At 69.4% G+C, this 19,685-nt stretch carries 19 protein-coding genes and 2 pseudogenes; 12 read left to right on the forward strand and 9 right to left on the reverse strand.

Annotation, left to right across the window (positions count from 1 at the left end):
- Positions 1-12: 12 nt before the first annotated feature.
- The 4 genes from EU555_RS05160 to EU555_RS05175 form a co-directional block, all read right to left on the reverse strand.
- On the reverse strand, positions 13-915 hold the full coding sequence (locus EU555_RS05160) for an NAD(P)H-hydrate dehydratase (protein ID WP_135413606.1): 903 nt from the start codon (positions 913-915) through the stop codon (positions 13-15).
- Positions 912-1,676 carry a histidine phosphatase family protein gene (locus EU555_RS05165; RefSeq protein ID WP_135413607.1) on the reverse strand — a complete coding sequence of 255 codons (765 nt, stop codon included), beginning with the start codon at positions 1,674-1,676 and terminating at the stop codon, positions 912-914. Before EU555_RS05165 ends, EU555_RS05160 begins: the two co-directional genes overlap by 4 nt.
- A 152-nt stretch (positions 1,677-1,828) precedes the next feature.
- On the reverse strand, positions 1,829-2,212 hold the full coding sequence (locus EU555_RS05170) for a type II toxin-antitoxin system VapC family toxin (protein ID WP_135413608.1): 384 nt from the start codon (positions 2,210-2,212) through the stop codon (positions 1,829-1,831).
- Positions 2,209-2,442 carry a type II toxin-antitoxin system Phd/YefM family antitoxin gene (locus EU555_RS05175; protein WP_135413609.1) on the reverse strand — a complete coding sequence of 78 codons (234 nt, stop codon included), beginning with the start codon at positions 2,440-2,442 and terminating at the stop codon, positions 2,209-2,211. Before EU555_RS05175 ends, EU555_RS05170 begins: the two co-directional genes overlap by 4 nt.
- Before the next feature lie 254 nt (positions 2,443-2,696).
- Here EU555_RS05175 and EU555_RS05180 point away from each other — a divergent pair, with 254 nt between their 5' ends.
- The 3 genes and pseudogenes from EU555_RS05180 to EU555_RS05190 all read left to right on the forward strand — a co-directional run bounded on the left by EU555_RS05180 (position 2,697) and on the right by EU555_RS05190 (position 8,301).
- A complete protein-coding gene (locus EU555_RS05180; RefSeq protein ID WP_135413610.1) occupies positions 2,697-3,263 on the forward strand; it encodes a (2Fe-2S)-binding protein in 567 nt (188 codons plus the stop codon).
- Between the two features lie 26 nt (positions 3,264-3,289).
- On the forward strand, positions 3,290-6,850 hold the full coding sequence (locus EU555_RS05185) for a molybdopterin cofactor-binding domain-containing protein (protein ID WP_135413942.1): 3,561 nt from the start codon (positions 3,290-3,292) through the stop codon (positions 6,848-6,850).
- Positions 6,851-7,095: 245 nt separating this feature from the next.
- Positions 7,096-8,301 (forward strand): annotated as a pseudogene (locus EU555_RS05190) (IS3 family transposase).
- A 601-nt stretch (positions 8,302-8,902) separates the two neighbouring features.
- Here EU555_RS05190 and EU555_RS05195 read toward each other — a convergent pair.
- The 4 genes and pseudogenes from EU555_RS05195 to EU555_RS05210 all read right to left on the reverse strand — a co-directional run bounded on the left by EU555_RS05195 (position 8,903) and on the right by EU555_RS05210 (position 11,568).
- On the reverse strand, positions 8,903-9,598 hold the full coding sequence (locus tag EU555_RS05195; protein WP_135413611.1) for an imm11 family protein: 696 nt from the start codon (positions 9,596-9,598) through the stop codon (positions 8,903-8,905).
- 57 nt (positions 9,599-9,655) lie between these two features.
- Entirely contained in the window at positions 9,656-10,027 is a 372-nt protein-coding gene (locus EU555_RS37810) for a DUF4261 domain-containing protein (RefSeq protein WP_483466643.1), read from the reverse strand.
- Positions 9,954-10,301 (reverse strand): annotated as a pseudogene (locus EU555_RS37680) (cysteine peptidase family C39 domain-containing protein); the annotation flags it as partial. The gene EU555_RS37810 and the pseudogene EU555_RS37680, both read right to left, overlap by 74 nt.
- Before the next feature lie 802 nt (positions 10,302-11,103).
- Positions 11,104-11,568: a MarR family winged helix-turn-helix transcriptional regulator gene (locus EU555_RS05210; protein WP_135413613.1), complete on the reverse strand. Its 465-nt coding sequence runs from the start codon at positions 11,566-11,568 to the stop codon at positions 11,104-11,106.
- Between the two features lie 228 nt (positions 11,569-11,796).
- Here EU555_RS05210 and EU555_RS05215 point away from each other — a divergent pair, with 228 nt between their 5' ends.
- The 4 genes from EU555_RS05215 (at position 11,797) to EU555_RS05225 (ending at position 13,635) form a co-directional block, all read left to right on the forward strand.
- Complete coding sequence (locus EU555_RS05215; protein WP_135413614.1) at positions 11,797-12,051, forward strand: hypothetical protein; 255 nt, start codon at positions 11,797-11,799, stop codon at positions 12,049-12,051.
- A gap of 6 nt (positions 12,052-12,057) precedes the next feature.
- The gene (locus EU555_RS36030) at positions 12,058-12,201 is read left to right on the forward strand and encodes a hypothetical protein (protein WP_167858443.1); all 144 of its coding nucleotides are present in this window, start codon (positions 12,058-12,060) and stop codon (positions 12,199-12,201) included.
- A 79-nt stretch (positions 12,202-12,280) separates the two neighbouring features.
- Positions 12,281-12,865 (forward strand): helix-hairpin-helix domain-containing protein, encoded by a 585-nt coding sequence (locus EU555_RS05220; protein WP_135413615.1) that lies wholly within the window; start codon positions 12,281-12,283, stop codon positions 12,863-12,865.
- Between the two features lie 407 nt (positions 12,866-13,272).
- The gene (locus EU555_RS05225) at positions 13,273-13,635 is read left to right on the forward strand and encodes a septal ring lytic transglycosylase RlpA family protein (protein ID WP_135413616.1); all 363 of its coding nucleotides are present in this window, start codon (positions 13,273-13,275) and stop codon (positions 13,633-13,635) included.
- Positions 13,636-13,722: 87 nt separating this feature from the next.
- Here EU555_RS05225 and EU555_RS36860 read toward each other — a convergent pair whose 3' ends face one another.
- On the reverse strand, positions 13,723-14,160 hold the full coding sequence (locus EU555_RS36860) for a hypothetical protein (protein WP_245524153.1): 438 nt from the start codon (positions 14,158-14,160) through the stop codon (positions 13,723-13,725).
- Positions 14,161-14,781: 621 nt separating this feature from the next.
- Here EU555_RS36860 and EU555_RS05235 point away from each other — a divergent pair.
- The 5 genes from EU555_RS05235 (at position 14,782) to EU555_RS05255 (ending at position 19,587) form a co-directional block, all read left to right on the forward strand.
- The gene (locus EU555_RS05235; RefSeq protein ID WP_135413617.1) at positions 14,782-15,288 is read left to right on the forward strand and encodes a hypothetical protein; all 507 of its coding nucleotides are present in this window, start codon (positions 14,782-14,784) and stop codon (positions 15,286-15,288) included.
- Between the two features lie 190 nt (positions 15,289-15,478).
- Complete coding sequence (gene hisC, locus EU555_RS05240; protein WP_135413618.1) at positions 15,479-16,591, forward strand: histidinol-phosphate transaminase; 1,113 nt, start codon at positions 15,479-15,481, stop codon at positions 16,589-16,591.
- On the forward strand, positions 16,584-17,519 hold the full coding sequence (locus EU555_RS05245) for a prephenate/arogenate dehydrogenase family protein (RefSeq protein WP_135413619.1): 936 nt from the start codon (positions 16,584-16,586) through the stop codon (positions 17,517-17,519). Before hisC ends, EU555_RS05245 begins: the two co-directional genes overlap by 8 nt.
- A 135-nt stretch (positions 17,520-17,654) precedes the next feature.
- Positions 17,655-18,824, forward strand: coding sequence for a patatin-like phospholipase family protein (locus EU555_RS05250; RefSeq protein WP_342636464.1), 1,170 nt, complete (start codon positions 17,655-17,657; stop codon positions 18,822-18,824).
- 34 nt (positions 18,825-18,858) lie between these two features.
- Positions 18,859-19,587, forward strand: coding sequence for an SDR family oxidoreductase (locus EU555_RS05255; protein ID WP_135413620.1), 729 nt, complete (start codon positions 18,859-18,861; stop codon positions 19,585-19,587).
- Positions 19,588-19,685 lie beyond the last annotated feature (98 nt).

Consider the following 19,685-nt stretch of genomic DNA (forward strand, 5'->3'; position numbering starts at 1 on the left):
CGCGGGCCCCGCTCAGATCGCCCCTTCGGCGACGTCCCGCATCAGCCCCGGCACCTCGCCCGGCAGCTCGCGGGCCAGGAACCCGATCGGGCCGCAGCTCCGGGCGAGGCGCCGCCCCGCCTCGCCGTGCAGGAAGACGCCCCAGGCGGCGGCCTCCGCCGGCCGGGTGCCGCGGGCGAGCAGCCCGACGATGAGGCCGGCGAGCACGTCGCCCGAGCCCGAGGTGCCGAGCCCCGCGCCGCCGCCGCCATAGTGCCAGACCTCGCCCGCCGGATCGACAATCCAGGTCTCCGCCCCCTTCATCACCACGACGGCCTGCAGCATCGCGGCGGCCCGGCGCGCCGCCGCGAGGGGATCGGCCTCGACGGCGTCGCGGTCGCAGTGAAGGAAGCGCGCCATCTCGCCGGCATGCGGGGTCAGCACCACCTGGCCGGCCCGGGCCCGCACCACCCCGGCCTGGTCGCACAGCCCGTCGATGCTCGCCGCGTCGAGGACGAAGGGGGCCTTGGCCGGGCCGGCCAGCAGGGCGGCGGTCAGCGCCTTCGTGGGCTCGCCCGACGCCATGCCGGCGCCGACCAGCACCGCATCGGCCCGCTCGGTGCGCGGCAGCAGCACCTCGGCGGCTTGCCCGTGGTCGACATGGCCGCCCTCGCCCTCCGGCAGGCGCACCACCAGGGCTTCCGGCACGGCGAGCGCCGCGTGCGGCGCCGTGCCGGCGGCGATCGACATCTGCAGCTTGCCGGCGCCGGCCCGGAGCGCCGCGGTGCCGGCCAGGATCGCGGCGCCCGGCACCTCGACCGAGCCGGCGATCACCAGCGCGCTGCCGCGGGCCTCCTTGCTGCCGCCCGACGGGTCCGGCAAGGGCAGGCCGCGCAGGGTCGCGGCGGTGATCGGCTTGATCCTCTCTCGCGTCATCGGGCGGCCCCCGTGGCGTCGGGCTCGGCCGTCACCGGGGCGCCGGCCTGGGTCAGCGGCGCCACGACATTGTAGCGCTGCAGCACCAGCTTGCCGCTGCTGCCCTGGTGCGGGTCGAAGGCGTACTCGGTCACCGAGCAGTTGGCGACGTCGCCCTCCCGGTCGATGGCGAGAATCTCGTCCTCGGTCATGCCCTCGAGGAGGTAGCGCAGGCACAGGACCACGACCTGGTGCCCGACCACCAGCACGCGCCGCCCGCCGTAATGCAGCGACACGGTGTCGAGCGCGCTGCGCAGGCGCAGGATCACGTCGCACCAGCTCTCGCCGCCCGGCGGCCGGTGGTAGAACTTGCCGAGCAGGCGCCGGAACTCGGCCTGCTCGGGGTGAATCTGGACGATGCCCTCGCGGGTGAGCCGGTCGAGGACACCGAACTCCTTCTCGCGCAGGCGCTCGTCGGTCACGAAGTCGAGGAGCGGGTCGGCGACGCCCCCGGCCTCGCGGATCAGCCGGGCCGTGGCCTCGGCCCGCCGGTAGGGCGAGGCCAGCACCACGTCGGGCCGTGCGGAGGCCGGCATCTCGGCAAACCAGCGCCCGACCGCCGCCGCCTGGCGCTCGCCCAGCGGGCTCAGGGGCACGTCGACGTCGCGCTCGGCGATGTCGATATGGGTGTGCCCGGCCGCCTGGGCGGCGTCTCGGGCGACGTTGCCGGCGCTCTCGCCGTGCCGCACGATCCAGATCCGGTCCGGCCAGCGCTGCTGCATGATTTTCCCCCGACGACGATCGGGGAGCTAGCGGAGGCGGACCGGTCCGCAAGGAGCGACAGGCGCCCGGGGCCCGAGGGGCCTGGCCGCGTCGGCGGCCGTCGGGCCCGCGGCGTCGCAGGGCGGCGCACCCTCGACGGGACGCAGACGCGTCACCACACGCGGGCGACGATGCCGTCGAAAGCCAAGTCGGCCGAGATGAGCGGGAGACGATGATGCTGTGCCGTCGCGGCGAGCAGCCGATCGAACGGGTCGCGGTGGGTCCATGCCATCGCAGCTGCCGCGGCGCAGATCTCCGGATCGAGCGCGATGGCCACACCGCCCTGTTCGCTCAGGAGCACGACCAGACGCGTGACATAGGGCTCAATCTCCGGCCATTTCCCGAGCCGGACCGTCTGTGCGATCTCGAAGAAGCTGATGGCACTGACGAACACCTGATCTGCCGCCTCGATCGCCGCGGCGGCTCTGCTCGACAGGCGGTCGTCCCCGGTCAGGGTCCACGCCCATGCATGCGTATCGAGCAGGACCGACGTCACTGGCCCCCTTCCCAAAAGCCAAGCTCGTCGTCCGGCAGAGGCTCGAAGAAGTCCGGGCCACGACCCAATTCGTCCTTGAGCAGACCGATCTTGAACGGCTGCCGCGCAATCGGAACCAGACGGACGACTGGCTTGTGCCCTTTGGCGATCACGACCTCTTCGCCCGCGAGCGCAGCCTCGATGAGCTTGGAGAGGTGAGTCTTAGCTGCGTGGATGGTGACCTGCTTCATCCTGGTATCCCCACATCAAATCAAAATCTCATGACGCGCATAGTTAGTCAAGTTAGCTAAGCGATCGGTGGCCACTCGCACCCGTCACCCTGCTTTCGGCGGCCCGTCGGCTCAAAGCCGCTCCTCTGACCCCGCTTGGCCAAGCTCTTGCAAGCCCCCGGACTATCCGCGGGCGGGTTCCGATCACGGCCGAAATCTGTGAGAACGAGGCAGCCGGCGAGACGGCCGGGATCCGGGGGCAGGACATCACGCGCATGCAGGAGGATCGGCGACCGGTCGCCACCGACACGCGCCTGACGCCGGTCCGGCACGGGCTTCACGTCAACGGCCGGACCGTGACGGTCGAGGTGGCGCCCGGCACCCGCCTCCTCTACGTGCTGCGCAACGACCTGGCGTTGAACGGCCCGAAATACGGCTGCGGCCTCGGCCAGTGCGGCAGCTGCACGGTGCTGGTCGACGGCCGGGCCCTGCGCTCCTGCGCGATCCCGGTGCGGGCCGCGCTCGGGCGCCGGATCGTGACCCTCGAAGGCCTTGCCGAGGGCGGGCGGCTGCATCCGGTCCAGGAGGCCTTCGTGGCCGAGAATGCGGCGCAGTGCGGCTACTGCCTCAACGGCATGATCATGACCACGGTGGCGCTGCTCGCCGCCAATCCGGACCCGAGCGAGGCCGAGATCCGCGCCGGCCTCCAGGCCAACCTGTGCCGCTGCGGCACCCATATCGAGATCCTGCGCGCCGTGCGCGGCGCCGCGGCGCGGCTGCGCGCCGGCAGGGCCGACCGAGAGAAGGCAGGATCGGACGAGGCAGGATCGAGCCAGGCATGACCCACCAAGGCATGACCGACCGAGGCATGACCGGGCACCGCCCCGACCCCGCCGCCCGCCGCCGGCACTGGCAGGAAGCGGGCGACCTCCTCCTCGTCTACCGCGAGACGATGGGCCGCCCGCCCCGCCTCGGCGACCCGCCGGGCGCCGCCCCGGCGGCCGGCCCGCAGCGCGCGCTCTACCTCGCGGTCGACGGCGCCGGACAGGTCACCGCCTTCAACGGCCACGTCGATCTCGGCACCGGCATCCGCACGGCGCTCGCCCAGATCGTCGCCGAGGAACTCGACGTGCCGCTGAGCGACGTCGCGATGGAGCTCGGCAGCACCGCGACCGCCCCCGACCAGGGCGGCACCATCGCGAGCGAGACGATCCAGATCGCGGCCGTGCCCCTGCGCCAGGCCGCCGCCACCGCCCGGCGCCACCTCGTCGAGGCGGCCTCGCGCCGGCTCAACCGCGGCACCGACGAGCTGACGGTCGAGGCCGGCATCGTCCGGGTCGCGACGGAACCGGATCTGGCGCTCGCCTACGGCGAGCTGGTGCGGGGCGGGCGGACCGAGCTGACCCTCGATCCCGACGCGGCGCTGAAGCCGGTCGCGGCTTACACGATCGTCGGCCGGCCGGTGCCGCGGGTCGACCTTCCCGCCAAGGCCACCGGCGCCTGGACCTACATCCACGACGTGCGGGTGCCCGGCATGGTGCATGGCCGCGTCGTCCGGCCGCCGGTTCCCGGCGTCGAGTCCGCCCTCGGCGGGATGCTGGTGGCGGTGGACGAGGCCTCGGTCGCCCATGTCCCGGGCCTGATCGCGGTGGTGACGGTGGGCGACTTCGTCGGCGTCGTCGCCGAGCGCGAGGAGAACGCCGCCGAGGCGGCCCGCTGCCTCTCCGTGACCTGGCGGCCCTGGCAGGGACTGCCCGACCTCAACCGGCCCGAGGCGGCGCTCCGCGGCAATCCCGCGACGGCGCGCCGGCTCCTCGACCGCGGCGACGTCGACCGGGCGCTGATGCACGCCGAGGCGCGGCTCGACCGCACCTATGTCTGGCCCTACCAGATGCACGGCTCGATCGGGCCGTCCTGCGCCGTGGCGGAGTTCCGCGACGGCGGCCTCGTGGTGTGGTCGGGCACCCAGAACCCGCACGTCCTGCAGAGCGACCTCGCCCTGCTCCTCGGGATGCCTGAGGACACCATCGCGATCGAGCGCTTCGAGGCGGCGGGCTGCTACGGCCGCAACTGCGCCGACGACGTCGCGGCCGACGCCGCTTTGCTCGCCCGGGCGGTGGGCCGCGCGGTGCGGGTTCAGCTCACCCGCGAGCAGGAACATGCCTGGGAGCCGAAGGGGGCGGCGCAGGTGATGGATGTCCGCGGCGGCCTCGATGCCGAGGGCGGGCCCGCGGCCTACGACTTCGAGACGCGCTACCCCTCGAACGGCGCCCCGACCCTGGCGCTGATCCTGACCGGCAAGGTCGCGGCCGAGCCCGTCGTCTACCCGATGGGCGACCGCACGGCGGTGCCTCCTTACGCCTTCGGCCATGCCCGGGTGACGGTGCACGACATGCCGCCGATCGCCCGCGCCGCCTGGCTGCGCGGCGTCTCGGCCCTGCCCAACACCTTCGCGCACGAATCCTACATCGACGAGCTCGCGATCGCGGCGGGCGTCGACCCGATCGCGTACCGCCTGCGCTACCTCCCCGATCCCCGCGCCGCCGACCTCGTGCGGGCGGTGGCCGAGCGGGCGGCCTGGGTGCCGCACACGACGCCCGGCACCCATGGCGGCTCCGGCGACATCCTGTACGGGCGCGGCTTCGCCTACGCGGTCTACGTCCACGGGCCGTTCCCCGGCAAGGCGGCGGCGTGGGCGGCCTGGGTGGCGGACGTGGCGGTCAACCGCGTCACCGGCGAGGTCGCGGTCACCCGGGTGGTGGTCGGCCAGGATTCCGGCCTGATGATCAACCCGGACGGGGTGCGCCACCAGATCCACGGCAACGTCATCCAGTCGACGAGCCGGGTGCTGAAGGAATCGGTCGGCTTCGACGCCACCGGGGTGACGAGCCGGGAATGGGGCAGCTACCCGATCCTCGCCTTCCCGCAGGTGCCCGACATCGACGTCCTGATGGTGCCGCGGCCGGAGGAGCCGCCGCTGGGCGCCGGCGAATCCGCCTCGGTGCCGAGCGCCGCGGCGATCACCAACGCCCTGTTCGACGCCACCGGCATCCGCTTTCGCGAGTTGCCGCTCACCGCCGAGTCCGTCCGCGCCGCCCTCAACCCGCCGCGGATCGCCGGGCCGGATCCCGCGCCGCGCCGGCGCCGCGGCTTCCTCGCCGGGCTGTTCGGGGCCGGCGCCGGGGCGCTGGCCCTCAGCCTCACCCTCCTGCCCTGGCGCCCGACCTATCCGTCGATCGAGCGGCCGGACCCGGCCGCCTACTCCGCCGCCGCCCTCGCGCAGGGGCGCCTCGTCGCGGCGGCCGGCGCCTGCCTCGTCTGCCACGTGGGTCCGGACGGCCGGTCCTTCGCGGGCGGGCGCGGGCTCGAGACGCCGTTCGGCACGGTCTACGCCTCGAACATCACGCCGGATGCGGGGGCCGGGATCGGCGCCTGGTCCTATCCGGCCTTCGCCCGGGCGATGCGCGAGGGCGTGTCGCGGGACGGGCACCACCTCTACCCGGCCCATCCCTACACCAGCTTCGCCACCATCGCGGAGCGCGACCTCCAGGCGCTCTACGCCTACCTGATGGCGCAGGACCCGGTGGCGACGCCCGCGCCCGAGACGAAGCTCCGCTTCCCCTTCGGCCTCCGGCCGCTGATGGCGGGCTGGAACGCCGTCTTCCATCGCCCCGTGGCCGTCGCCGATCCGGCCCGCGGGCCGGACTGGAACCGCGGCGCCTACCTGGTCGAGTCCTTGGGCCATTGCGGCGCCTGCCACAGCCCGCGCAACGCCCTCGGGGCCGAGCGCCGGGGCGAGGCCCGCCTCGCCGGCGGCTTCGCCGATGGCTGGGAGGCGCCGGCCTTGACGGGAGCGTCCCGCTCGCCCCTGCCCTGGACCGAGGACGACCTCTACGCCTACCTGCGCACCGGCCGCTCGCCCCGGCACGGCAGCGCCGCCGGCCCGATGGCGGATGTCGTCGCCTCCCTCGCGCCCCTGCCGGATGCCGACATCCGCGCCATGGCGGTCTATCTCGCGAGCCTGACCGGCGCCGCACCGGCGCCCGCGCCCGAGGCGGCCGTCGCGACCGCGCTCCCGCCCGGGACCGCGGCCCTGTTCCAGGGCGCCTGCGCCTCCTGCCACGAGGGCGGGGCCGGCGGCGAGCTGGTGCCGCTCGGCCTCGTCACGGCGGTGCACAGCGCCCATCCGGACAACCTGATCCAGGCCGTCCTCAACGGCATCCGGGCGGCGGCCGAGCGCTTCCCCCATCCCGATCCCGCGGCGCCGCCCGCCGCGATGCCGGCCTTCCGCGACACCCTCACCGACGGCCAAGTGGCGGAGGTCGTGGCCTATACCCGCGCCCGCTACGCGCCCGGTGCGCCGGCTTGGTCGGGGCTCGAGGCGGCGGTGGCGCGCGTGCGGGGGCTGAGCCCGCATGCGGGGTGGTGAGGGGCTGCCGCGCTGTCCGTCACGTGCGGCAGGGCGGTCCGGGGACGGGACTGTCCGGGAGCAAGAAGAGGCGCAGACGGCGACGATCTCCCCGTCAGCCTGCCCACCATGGCCGGCGCATCAGGCCGACCGTGCCGATCGTCGCCGTGGATCGGACTCCGCGACACCACGTCTTGTCACTGGTCAGCCCCCGTCGGAGTGGTCCGCCCTGAAGTATGGCTTTGAGCCGACGGAGGACGGACGCGATGGGAACGAAGAAGCACAAGCCGGAAGAGGTCGTGGCCGAGCTGCGGCAGGTGGACGTGCTGGTCTCGCAGGGGCAGAGCGTGGCTGATGCGATCCGGGGTATCGGGGTGACCGAGGTCACCTACTATCGTTGGCGCAACGAGTTCGGTGGGCTGAAGTCCGACCAGGTGCGCCGGATGAAGGAGCTGGAGACCGAGAACCAGCGGCTGCGCAAGGCGATCGCGGATCTCACGCTCGACAAGCTGATCCTGCAGGAGGCCGCCCGGGGAAAGTTCTAAGCCCCGCGCGCCGGCGCGCCTGCATCGAGCATGTCCGAGACGTCCTGCACGTCTCCGAGCGCCGCGCCTGCCGGGCGCTTGGCCAGCATCCCTCATCCTGAGCCTGTCGAAGGATCGACGCAGCGCAAGGTGCCGCGGGGCAGGGATGACGAGGCGGCGCTGACCGCTGATCTGATCGAGCTGGCGCGTCGCTACGGGCGCTACGGCTACCGGAAGATCGGGGCACTGCTGAAGGCTGCCGGCTGGCTGGTCAACGACAAGCGGGTCGAGCGGATCTGGCGGCGCGAAGGGCTGAAGGTTCCAGCCAAGCAGCCCAAACGCGGACGGCTCTGGGACGGGGACGGGTCCTGTCTTCGGCTGCGACCTGAGCACCGCAACCACGTCTGGGCCTACGACTTCGTCGAGGCGCGCACGCATGATGGCCGTAAGTTCCGCATGCTGAACGTCGTGGACGAGTTCACCCGCGAATGCCTGGCGATCCGTGTGGCTCGCAAGCTGAAGGCTGCCGATGTGATCGACGTGCTCGGCGAGCTGTTCATCGTGCGCGGCGTGCCGGAGCACATCCGCTCGTACAATGGTCCGAAGTTCATCGCCAAATCTGTACAGGCCTGGATTGGGTCGATCGGCAGCCGGACTGTCTACATCGAACCTGGCTCACCGTGGGAGAACGGGTACGTGGAGAGCTTCAACGCACGGCTGCGAGACGAACTCTTGAACGGCGAGATCTTCTACACGCTGAAGGAGGCACAGATCATTATCGAGAGCTGGCGACGGCACTACAATGGGGTGCGCCCGCACGGCGCGCTGGGCTACCGACCCCCGGCCCCGGAGGTGTTCGTGCCAGGCGTGCCCGCTTGGCCGGCTGCGCTCACCCGACCGGCTCCGCCGGCCAAGCTACCCGTGGAGCAAATGCCGACACTGCACTAACTTTGAACTTGGACCACCTCGTGGGGGCCGATCATCACAATATTTGGGCCAAAAATCCATTCTATATTTTTAGTCAATTGAAGAAATATTCTGTCGATGCTTATACGGTTTCCGCCTTATTCGTTCATCTTAGCCGTTTCGCGGGGTGTCCTGTCACAAAAGCTCACGCTGAAGCGATCAGTCGAAACTTGTATTCGTCTCAAGTATTGTTGATGACTGCGGTTTTGGATTATAATGCAGAAAGCGGAAAGAAGCCCTGCTTCGATTGACACGAAATTCGCGCCCCAACAGCAGGCTAATATGTGAACGGAGCTGAGCCTTGTGAGAAATCGCTGATTCAAGAGGTAGATTATAAATTTTGTCTCTTCGGCTTCTTTATCCCGAATCAAATCACAAATTTAATTTAAAATTAATGATTTAACTTCAACATAGAGTTAGCAAAAACCATAATAACATGGCACATGCCTGACAGATACTATTTTTTCTATCGCAAGGTCCAGTTTGATTTTTGCTCAGCAGTACGCTGTCCGCGTCATCATGGCAGGCAATCTTCTTCCTCACTCGACTATTCAGGACGGCAGAGCAGCGATAGATCAGCGGGTCACAGCTTGCCATCCTGGCAGAGCGTCAGATCCTTGAACCTCAGGCCGGTGAGACGCGCAGCCTTCACCGTATCCTTGAAGATTTTGTCGCAGATGATCGCTGTAAAATTCGCCAGCAATCGAAATACTCGATAGCCTTCGAGCAGATTTTCTTTGAACGCTAGCTGCGTCGCTGAAGTCATCTCGATGATGTCCTTTCCACTTCTATCTTTGTGTACCCTTGCTTGCGATCTTTCGAGATCGACGGCATCGGTCATTCTGATGATGTCGCAGAGCCAGTACTTGACCGGATTCTCGCCGGGATCCACCTCGACGTCCAAGGCCATGAAGGCGAAGTCGGAAGGGGCAAGCTGCGAAAGGACTTCCTTGGCCCGATCCGTGACCAGCCAATAGGGGCCGTCCTCCTCGATGTCGGCTGGCCAGCGGCCGAAGCGCTTGCTCAGGTGAAAGCGCGGAGTCACCGGATAGGACACGAAGCCGCGCTCGAAAAATCCCGGCGGCTGAAAGGTGAGCGGAGGGCCGTTCGCGAACACCTCTGCTTTATTGAGAAACCTCATGCCGCGTGCGGTCGCTCGGCCTCTGTATGCGACGGAATAGAACGTCCTTTGCCGAGGACGTGGCGGCTTCCCGCGGCGGCCAGCCGGGGCCCGGCTTTCGCTCGCCGCCGCTCCATCAGTCTCAACGTCGCGTGTCATGACCGCTCCCTTGCTTCGGTGGCTCGGATGTTTCCGGGACAAGCGGCAGCCCGGTTTCTACGGGCTGCGGGGGAAGAAAGACCCCGAGATCACCGGCAGGCCGGGAAAGCGCTGCGACGTGAGAAGCCGCACCGGCATGCGCTCGGTCTCGGAGATGCCGAACGTGCTGCCGTCCTTCAGGACTGGGCCTTTCTCGCTCAGATAGGCCGCGAGCCCCTGCGCACGCTCCAGCCGCCGCCGCGGGTCGTGGGGCGCGCCGATCAGTTCCAACCCCCGTTGGACGAAGCGGCTGACGGTGGGCCAGGACGAAGAACAGCCCGGCGCGATCCCGCCCGATCGCCGGCAGCGGCGTGACGGCGAGCCGTTCGAGCGTGGTGCGCGCCGCCCGCGCCCGGAACTGATGGCGCCGGGCTGCGAGCACGAGGTCATCGAGCGTGAGCGATCGGCCCGGCTTCCCCGCCTCGTGCACGATGCTGCGCCCATCGATGGGACGACGGAATAGCGCCGCGACGATGATGAGGGCGGCGACCCGGCTGTCGTGCGCGTCCTCCGACTTGTCGTGGCTGCTTTGTACGCCACCTCTCGACGGTCGCACGGCCCGGATCGACAGGTCTACCCCCATTCTCACGTGATACAATTCATTTCGATTATCTTGTCCAGAAATTGTACTCGCATCATGTCTAACGTAAGGTGAAGTTTCCATATATTGATATTGTGTTTCTGATAGAAATCACGCAACTTGCAGTTTTATTTCCATGATTTAATGAATTATATCTCAACATGGAGGATTGTTTCCGGCCCATCGATCGGGATACGGCCGTTGCGGAGAGGCGGCGTTTTCGCCCCGGGTTGCGCCTGGGTCCACGGGATCCCGGCTCATCGGACCGGTCCTCTCGGGTCCGCACGGGCAGCATCTCGGATCGGACCGCCCTCTTTCGTGGAGGTTTTAGGGTCCATCCGGACCGATCATGCGCCTCCGGCATGTTCGCAGCGGCATGCCCGTGCGGACGTCCAGAGGCCCACGCATCCAGCATCGGCGATCATACTAAATGTTAGTAGGCAAAATGTTTGATCGCTATATGAGGGTTCTGGCATTTCAAGCGGCAGGCACCCGACCATGCGACACACCTCACGGTGCGAGCCCCTCCTGGTAAACACTGCCGGCCTTGACCAGCAGGGCTGCCTCATCCTCGTGAATAACCAGCTCGTCGCGGTCATCGTCCGGATCGAGCGTGATGAGCACCTCGACCCCGAGCTCTGGGAGCGCTGGTTCCTGGAGGCCGGGTTCGGGCCCTGCCGGGCTCCCACCCTCAACTCAAGCTTCGCCTCGCCGGCTGAGGCACTGGATTGGGCGCGCCAGCAGGTCGAGCAGCGTGCTCGGGAAGGTCTAACCGTGAACTAAGGTCCCTCTCAGCGCAGGCCGTGCTCCATGCGGGCGCGTGGCGGGTGCTGCCACCCGCGTTTGGCCTCCCCCGGTCCGAACGTCAGCGTTCGTCGGGGTTGCCTTACCCAGCTGCCTCCGTGTCGGTGGACAGGTTGCGCAGGAGCGGGGTGATGCGGCGCAATGCCTGCCTGAGATCCTGGATCGGCTCCTCGCAGTCGCCCAGCGCGCACACGATCTGCGCCCGCACCGATCCGATCCGCTCGCGCAAGCTCCGCCCCGCCTCCGTCAATCCCACCTGCAACTGGCGCTCGTTGCCAGGCACGCGCTCCCGGGTCAGGTAGCCCGACGCCTCCAGCCGCTTCAGCAGGGGTGTCAGCGTGCCGGAGTCCAGCTCCAGCCGTGCTCCGATCTCCTTCACGCTCAGTCCGTCCCGCTCCCACAAGGCCAGCAGCACCAGGTACTGCGGATAGCTCAGGCCGAAGGGCTCCAGCAGGGGCTTGTAGGCGGCCGAGAAGGCGTGGGCAGCGGCGTACACGGCGAAGCAGAGCTGGCGGTCAAGCCGCAGGGGATCGTCAGGGGCGCTCATGAGAAGATTCACGGGGTTGAACTGTGATGACAACATAACGCTGTGGTTGATTAGCGCCGTAACAGTTAGGAGGCAAGCTACAAGGCTGGCCTTTCCTAAGCGGGTGCCGGGCAGGAGCGATCCCGCCCAGAGCTAGGCAGCATGGCCTAGGCCGTCACGACATATTGAGAACTAAGTATTGGTCATCTAGCAGATTGAGTACTAACAAAACGGCCTGGGGAGGCCATCATGGTCCGCACCACTCGTACCGTCTCTGGTTCCAGGCCCTCCGCCATCGAACTGGGCCTGCTGGGCGCAGTGGGTAGCCTGACCGCGCTCCTGGCCAGCCTCACCCTTGCACCCGAGCCTGCCAACTCCTCGCCGGCTGCTCATGCTGTCGTGACCACGATCCAGGTTGCCCCCCAGACTGATCCCGGGGCGACCGGCCCCGGCGAGACCCGGCGCGCCGTGCGCGTCGTCTACCCCGGCCCGATCACCCGCTGAGCCGCCATGCCCACCCTCGTCACCTCAGTCTCGGCTTCCATGCCGGCTGCCTCGCACGGGCCGCAGCGGCTGCGCGCCAGGCTCGGTTTTGCTGGATCGACAACCCTGCTGATCCTCGGCGTGCTCACGCACGGCAATCTCGCCGCCTGAGCCCTCCCGCCTCGCTCCCGAGGGCTGTCGCGACGCGGGCAGACCTTTGCTGCTCCCCATGCGTCGTTGGGCTGGCACCATGCTGAGACTTGTCCACGCTCTGCGCCTGTTCGCGCTCCTGGTGCTCGCGGGTGGCGCGGGACTGGTTGCCGTGACCCTCAGCCGGCTGGAGCTGAGCGAGGCTTACGCGACATCACCAGCGCTGCCTGCTCTGCAGCCCGCCCGCTCCGCCCCGCAGGCTTTTGCGAGCGCGCACGCTGCGCCGAGCACCACCACGCCCTCTGCTCCTCCGGACATGCAGGCCCTCGCCGGCGGGCTGCGCGCCACGGCCAGCCGCTCAGCCCGGGCACCGAGCCCGCCGGCGGCGCTGAACGTCGCCGCGCCCTCTGCTCCGGTGAATCCGCCTGCTGGCGGGAGCCGCCCCGCTGATCCGGTCGGGACGGCGGCTTTGATCTCGCCCGAGCCGGGGGTGAGCACGAGCAGAGGCGTTGATCTGAACACGGCTTCGCTCTCGGAGCTGAATCGGCTGCGCGGCGGTGGTGCGATCGGACGGGCGATCATCCGGGGCCGGCCGTACCAGTCCACCGAGGATCTCCTGAGCCGTCGTGTGCTCAGCCGTGCTCGTTTCGAGCGGGTCAGGGATCAGGTGCGCGTGCGCTCCTGAGCGGTCCGTGACCTCTGGAGCCTGCTCCGGGCATGCTGAGCGGATCCTCGCCAGCATGCCGGCAGAGCGCCGTGCCTGCCTTCCTCCCAGCCCCGCTTGAACCACCTGGAGGCAGGTCGGCCGCCTCCCATGCTGCCGGACGCGATCAGCCTCCGGCATGTGCTCGACGACATGCGAGCCCCGTACCCCGCTTGACGCTGCCGCCCTCGCCCGCATCATCATACCGATCTTTGTCGTTAATTTTGATCTCATGGCCGAGATGCTGCGTGAGAGAGCACGAATCCCCGCGCCTTCCCAGACCAAGCGCGATCTCCGTTGCCAGGAATTAGCCTCATTCTCGCCAGTCATATTGTGAACGTACTTGCAGGTAGATTACACGCAGCCAATCACGACAACAGGAATGCGGAATGTCCTCGAAGGCTCTGCTGGCCGCCTGCGCCCTCATGACTGTTGCCGCGATCTCCGGAGCGGCGGCCAAGAGCAACCTGCGCCAGCAGGCCGGGGTGGCCTCCTGGTACGGGCCCGGCTTCCATGGTCGGAAGACCGCCAACGGCGAGCGCTTCAGCACGCATGCGCTGACCGCCGCTCACCGCAATCTGCCGTTCGGCACGCAGGTGCGGGTGACCAACAACACCAACGGCCGCTCCGTCGTCGTGCGCATCAACGATCGCGGACTCTATGTGGGCGGCCGGGTCATCGACCTGTCCAACGCTGCGGCTCGCGCGATCGGCGTATCCGGATTGGCCAAGGTGAGCCTCGCGCGCCTGTAATACCACAGAGCCACCATGAGCAGCGCTTCAGCTGCACAACAACTGTCCGGCCCGCAACTCTCGCGTGAAACATCCGGAAGATTACAGCTACGGCTTCTTCGGAGTGTTTACCTCAGGCTGGCCCGCCGAATACACGACGCGAATCAAAGAGGTGCTCGCCTGAGCACCGGAGTTCGCGGGAGCTGGATGGGACCTGAGCTTCGCCAGGTACTTGCGCGCCTCGTCGGCGGGCATTGCTCCGACAGGCCGCACCATCGCGGCCAGAAGCTGGCGCGTCTTGCGGTCGAGCGCCGACGAGCGGCTCGCGTCCTCGAACTCGCTGGTGCGATGCTGCTCTGCGGCCTTGCCGGTGAACACCTTGGGTCCATCCGCCAGGATGACGATGTCGCCCTTGCGCAAGGTCGCATCGTGCAGCAGGGCCGAGCCAGGATCTCCTGCCTTGGCCAGCATCGCAGCCTTGCTGTCGGCCAGCTTCGGCTTGTCTGCAACCACAGCCCTGACCTTCTCGGGTTTCGGCAGAGCCACGTACCGGATTTTCGGTCTCGCTCGCACGGCCCTCTCCGGCACCTCGCGTGAGAGATGGTGACGTCCGAACTGTCGCCACGCCCGGCGGGGAGCGTACCCGGCTCTGGGGACCGGGTCCTGCACGGCGGGAGGAGGGGAGGATTGCGGGGCCGGTGACGGGGGCGCTGAGAACAGCTGCTGGAAGAAGCCACCCAGAGCATTATCGTCGTTGGCGTGCAACGGGCTGAGAGTGCCGAGAAGCAGACCGCCTGAGGTGAGGGCGAGAACAAGGTGATGAGCGGGGCGCATCTGAACCAGCGGCAATGGCACCTCCAATCAGCCCTACGCTGGAGTGGGCTGTTCGGCGATTAACCTGCAGCTACCGATACAGTTCCACAGTATCTGGACCGGCTTTCGGCCCAGCTTACTTTTTGCAACTGCCGGAGTTGACCGGCTCAACTTTGAAGCGATCTCACGCCCGCTCGGCGGGGAAACCTCGCCCAGGACCTCGCGCAGGAACGCCACAGCCCCCGGATCAGCGTCGAGCGCCTGGGCCGTGACGATGGGCATAGGTCCCTCCCGGCTCTGCACCGGCACCGCCGGGGGGCTCAGTCGCACTCTTGCGATCGGCAGGTCTCTGTCTTGCCGGAGCGGCCGACCACCTTCTTCTCGACGTCGAAGCAGTTGTCGGCCAGGGCGACGGTCCCGGCCTTCCCGTCCTTCAGATCCGGACTGACGTCAATGGCCTGCGGGATCGCAACGGAGTTCGCATGCAAGGGTGTCAGCGTCCGCTACCTGAACTTCGACGAACTCCTCGAACGGGCCGCCGTCGCCGACTCCGAGCTCACCCCGCCGCTGCCCGGACCCGCCAACATCGGGTACTGGCCCCGGGATCGGGCTCAAGTCCTGGTCATCGACAACCTTGGCCCCTTCCTCGGCACCTCGAGCCACCAGGGCGGCGACGGTGAGTCGGAAGACAGACTGAAGACCTGGCTCGGCAAGGTTCAGACGGCCCTCTCGACGCGGCATACGCTCTGGATCATGGGCAAGGTCGGCGCCGAGACGGTCCGAGAACCGACCGCCTCGGACACGGCCATCGGCCGGTTCCTGGGGATCGACGATCCCGCGTGGGGGTGGGCGTCCCTGTGATCGTCCACACGGGAGAGGGGAAATCGCGCTCCACGTCAGACTGCCGCCGCGAGGCAGGGCCCCTGCCTCGCCCGGCGCAACGCTCCCCTGCATCCCGTCGCACCCGCCCGCGCATCTTACGCCGTTCCCCCGGGGCCCGACTTGCTCTAGACGGCGTGACGTTGTTCCGACGTCGATCCCAGGTTCGCCCATGTCCGCCGCCCTCCGCCCCGTCCCGCGCCCCGGTGTCCTCGCGATCGAGGCCTACGTGCCGGGCAAGAGCGCGGCGCCGGCCGGGGTGAAGCTGCACAAGCTCTCCTCCAACGAGACCCCGATGGGTCCGAGCCCGGCCGCCATCGCGGCGATGCAGGAGACGGCGTCGCATCTCGAGCTCTATCCGGACGGTGCCGCGACGAAGCTGCGCCAGGCCATCGCGCAGAAATACGGCCTCGACCCGGAGCGCATCGTCTGCGGCGCCGGCTCGGACGAGCTGCTGTCGCTCCTGACCTACGCCTATATGGGCCCGGGCGACGAGGGTCTGTACTCGCAATACGGCTTCCTCGTGTACCGCATCGCCATCCTGGCGGCGGGCGGCACGCCGGTGGTGGCGCCGGAGCGCGACCACACCACGGACGTCGACGCGCTGCTGGCAGCGGTGACGGACAGGACCCGCATCGTCTACCTCGCCAACCCCAACAACCCGACCGGCACCTACCTGCCCTTCGACGAGGTGCGGCGCCTCCATGCCGGGCTGCCCAAGACCACGCTCCTGGTGCTCGATGCGGCCTATGCCGAGTACGTCCGGCGCAACGACTACGCGGCCGGCCTCGAGCTGGTGGCCGAATCCGAGAACGTGGTGATGACCCGCACCTTCTCGAAGGTGTACGGGCTCGCGGCGCTCCGCATCGGCTGGATGGTGGCGCCGGCCGCGACCGCCGACGCGGTCAACCGCATCCGCGGGCCGTTCAACCTCGGCGCCGCGGCGATCGCGGCGGGCGCCGCGGCCATGGCGGACGACGCCCACATCGCAGCGGCGGTGGCCCACAACGATGCGTGGCTGCCGAAGGTCACGACGGCGCTCGAGGGCATCGGCCTGACCGTCACGCCGAGCGTCGGCAACTTCGTGCTGATCCACTTCCCCGACGAGCCCGGCCGCTCGGCCGCCGATGCCGACGCCTACCTGACCGCCCGCGGGATGATCCTGCGCCGGGTCGGGGCCTACGGCCTGCCGAACGCGCTGCGCATGACCATCGGCACCGCGGAGGCCAACGAGGCCGTGGTCGCGGCCCTCACGGCCTTCGTGAAGGGCGGCGCGCGTGGCTGAGGCGCGATTCCGGCGCCTCGCGCTCGTCGGCCTCGGGCTGATCGGCTCGTCGATCGCCCGCGGCGCCCGGGCGGCCGGGCTCGCCGAGACCATCGTGGCGGTCGACCGCGACGCGGGCGTGATCGAGCGGGTGCGGGCCCTCGGGCTCGCCGACGAGGCCGTGACCGACCTCGCCGCCGGCGTCGCGGGGGCCGACCTGGTGATCCTGTGCGTGCCGGTCGGCGCCATCGGGGCGGCCGCGGCGGAGATGGCAGGGGCGCTCGCGCCCGGCGCGATCCTGTCCGATGTCGGCTCGGTCAAGGCCGCAGTGGTGGCGGCCGCCGCGCCGCACCTGCCCGATGGCGTCAGCTTCGTGCCCGCCCACCCGGTCGCCGGCACCGAGCATTCGGGGCCGGATGCGGGCTTCGCCAGCCTGTTCCACGGCCGCTGGTGCATCCTGACCCCGCCGGAGGGCACCGATCCCGCCGCGGTCGCGCGGGTCCGCGCCTTCTGGGAGGGGCTGGGCTCGGTCGTCGAGACCATGAGCCCCGCCCACCACGACCTCGTGCTGGCGATCACCAGCCACGTGCCGCACCTCATCGCCTACAACATCGTCGGTACCGCGGCCGACCTCGAGACCGTGACCCAGTCCGAGGTGATCAAGTTCTCGGCCGGCGGCTTTCGCGATTTCACCCGCATCGCCGCCTCCGACCCGACGATGTGGCGCGACATCTTCCTCACCAACAAGGAGGCGGTGCTGGAGATGCTCGGCCGCTTCAACGAGGATCTGGCGGCTTTGGCCCGCGCGATCCGCTGGGACGACGGCGAGGCCCTGCACGCCCTGTTCACCCGCACCCGGGCGATCCGCCGCGGCATCGTCGCCATGGGCCAGGAGACCGCCGAGCCGGATTTCGGCCGCCGCAGCGGCGGGCCCAAGGCAGCGGAATAGCGGGCCAAAGCGGAACCGTTCGGCGTCTCGAGCTTTGCCATAAGCGTTGCCGTTTCGTCGTCCCGGGCGGATACTGTCCCGGGGTGGCGTGGCGAAACTCGTGGTGCAATGATCGTGTCCTGTCGATCGGTCTGGATGCGCGGCCTCGCGGTCGCCCTCATCGGGGCGCAAGCCGCCGCCTGCGCGTCGCTGCCGCGCGCGCCCTACACCGCGGCCGAGGCCGCCTCCGCCATCGTGCCGGGCCAGGCCCCGGACGTGCGCTACTGGGCCGACGGCTCGGCCCGCAGCTTCGCGGCGGTCGCCGACCAGGTGAAGGCCTCGCGCGAGCCGTTCAGCTACCTCGCCCTCTCGGGCGGCGGCGGCGACGGGGCCTACGGCGCCGGCGTGCTCAACGGCTGGAGCGAGACCGGCCGGCGGCCCACCTTCACCATGGTCTCGGGCGTCTCGACCGGCGCGCTGATCGCGCCCTTCGCGTTCCTCGGCCCGGCCTACGACGCGCAACTGCGCGACATCTACACCAGCGGCGCCGCCGCGAGCCTGGTGCGCTCGCCCAACCCCCTCAACGTGCTGATCGGCGACGGCCTGTTCGGCGACGAGCGCCTGCGCGACCTCGTCGGGCGCTACGTCTCCCCGGAGATGCTGGCGGCGGTGGCCGAGGAGCACCGCAAGGGCCGCCGCCTCCTCGTCGTCACCACCAACCTCGATTCGCAGCGCGCCGTGATCTGGGACATGGGCGCCATCGCGGCGAGCGGCCAGCCCAACGCCGCGGCCCTGTTCCGCGACGTGCTGACCGCCTCGGCCAGCGTGCCGGCGGTCTTCCCGCCGATGCTGATCGACGCCCAGGCCGGCAACCGCGCCTTCCAGGAGATGCATGTCGACGGCTCGGTGGTGACCCCGGTCTTCACCCTGCCGGAGGCCTTCCTGACCCAGGACGGGCGCATCGCCGCGAGCCGCGGCAAGCCCAACATCTACGTCATCATCAACGGCCGCATCGAGCCGAGCTTCGACGTGGTGCAGAACGGCACCCTGCCGATCGCGGTCCGCTCGCTCTCGACGGTCGGGCGCTCCCGCGCCCGGGCGACGCTCGCCAGCACCTACGCCTTCGCCCGCCGGAACGGGATGGGCTTCAACCTGACCTATATCGACCGGCGCATCCCCGAGGTCCCGGCCTCGCAAGGATTCGACACCGCCTACATGCGGCGCCTCTACGAGGACGGCTACCAGAAGGGCCGCAGCGGCGCCGTCTGGCAGACGAGCCTGCCGCGCGAGGGCGAGCCGGCGACGGAGGCGATGGCCCTGCGGTAAGGTGCTCCCGGCGACCGGACAGGGAGGACGAGCCGTGGCGGGAGAACTGGAAGGCAAGGTGGCGGCCGTCACCGGGGCGGCCTCGGGGATCGGGCTCGCCAGCGCCGAGGCGATGCTGGCGGCCGGCGCCCGGGTCGCGCTGGTCGACCGTGACGCGGGCGCCCTCGACGCCCTGCGGGGGCGCCTCGGCGAGGCGGCGATCCCGCTTCCCCTCGATCTGCTCGACCCGGCCGCCTGCGCCGGCCTGCTGCCGCGGATCCTCGACGCGGCCGGGCGGCTCGACATCCTGCACGCCAATGCCGGCACCTATGTCGGCGGCGACCTCGTCGAGGCCGACACTACGGCCATCGACCGGATGCTGACCCTCAACGTCAACGTCGTGATGAAGAACGTGCACGACGTGCTCCCGCACATGATCGCGCGCGGCTCCGGCGACGTCATCGTGACGAGCTCGCTCGCCGCGCATTACCCGACGCCGTGGGAGCCGGTCTACGCCTCGTCGAAATGGGCGATCAACTGCTTCGTCCAGACCGTGCGGCGGCAGGTGTTCAAGCACGGGATCCGGGTCGGGGCGATCTCGCCCGGCCCGGTCGTCACCGCGCTTCTCGCCGACTGGCCGCCCGAAACGCTCGCCGAGGCCCGCGCCTCCGGCAGCCTGCTCGAGCCCGCCGAGGTGGCGAACGTGGTGATGTTCATGCTCACCCGCCCGCGCGGCATGACGATCCGCGACGTCGTCATGCTGCCGACGAACTTCGATCTCTGAACCGATCCCTGACGATCGCGTCCGAGGTCCACCTCGCTCGAAGGCGTGCCGGATCGCCGCCCCCGTCGCGGCGACGGCTTTCACGCCTCCCGGTCCGA

The organism is Methylobacterium nonmethylotrophicum (genome assembly GCF_004745635.1).
Taxonomy (GTDB): domain Bacteria; phylum Pseudomonadota; class Alphaproteobacteria; order Rhizobiales; family Beijerinckiaceae; genus Methylobacterium; species Methylobacterium nonmethylotrophicum.

Coding starts and splice junctions, on each gene's coding strand:
- EU555_RS05160 (WP_135413606.1), bottom strand. CDS start 915: ATGACGCGAGAGAGGATCAAGCCGATCACCGCCGCGACCCTGCGCGGC.
- EU555_RS05165 (WP_135413607.1), bottom strand. CDS start 1,676: ATGCAGCAGCGCTGGCCGGACCGGATCTGGATCGTGCGGCACGGCGAG.
- EU555_RS05175 (WP_135413609.1), bottom strand. CDS start 2,442: ATGAAGCAGGTCACCATCCACGCAGCTAAGACTCACCTCTCCAAGCTC.
- EU555_RS05180 (WP_135413610.1), top strand. CDS start 2,697: ATGCAGGAGGATCGGCGACCGGTCGCCACCGACACGCGCCTGACGCCG.
- EU555_RS05185 (WP_135413942.1), top strand. CDS start 3,290: ATGACCGGGCACCGCCCCGACCCCGCCGCCCGCCGCCGGCACTGGCAG.
- EU555_RS05195 (WP_135413611.1), bottom strand. CDS start 9,598: ATGACACGCGACGTTGAGACTGATGGAGCGGCGGCGAGCGAAAGCCGG.
- EU555_RS37810 (WP_483466643.1), bottom strand. CDS start 10,027: ATGACCTCGTGCTCGCAGCCCGGCGCCATCAGTTCCGGGCGCGGGCGG.
- EU555_RS05210 (WP_135413613.1), bottom strand. CDS start 11,568: ATGAGCGCCCCTGACGATCCCCTGCGGCTTGACCGCCAGCTCTGCTTC.
- EU555_RS05215 (WP_135413614.1), top strand. CDS start 11,797: ATGGTCCGCACCACTCGTACCGTCTCTGGTTCCAGGCCCTCCGCCATC.
- EU555_RS36030 (WP_167858443.1), top strand. CDS start 12,058: ATGCCCACCCTCGTCACCTCAGTCTCGGCTTCCATGCCGGCTGCCTCG.
- EU555_RS05220 (WP_135413615.1), top strand. CDS start 12,281: ATGCTGAGACTTGTCCACGCTCTGCGCCTGTTCGCGCTCCTGGTGCTC.
- EU555_RS05225 (WP_135413616.1), top strand. CDS start 13,273: ATGTCCTCGAAGGCTCTGCTGGCCGCCTGCGCCCTCATGACTGTTGCC.
- hisC (WP_135413618.1), top strand. CDS start 15,479: ATGTCCGCCGCCCTCCGCCCCGTCCCGCGCCCCGGTGTCCTCGCGATC.
- EU555_RS05250 (WP_342636464.1), top strand. CDS start 17,655: ATGCGCGGCCTCGCGGTCGCCCTCATCGGGGCGCAAGCCGCCGCCTGC.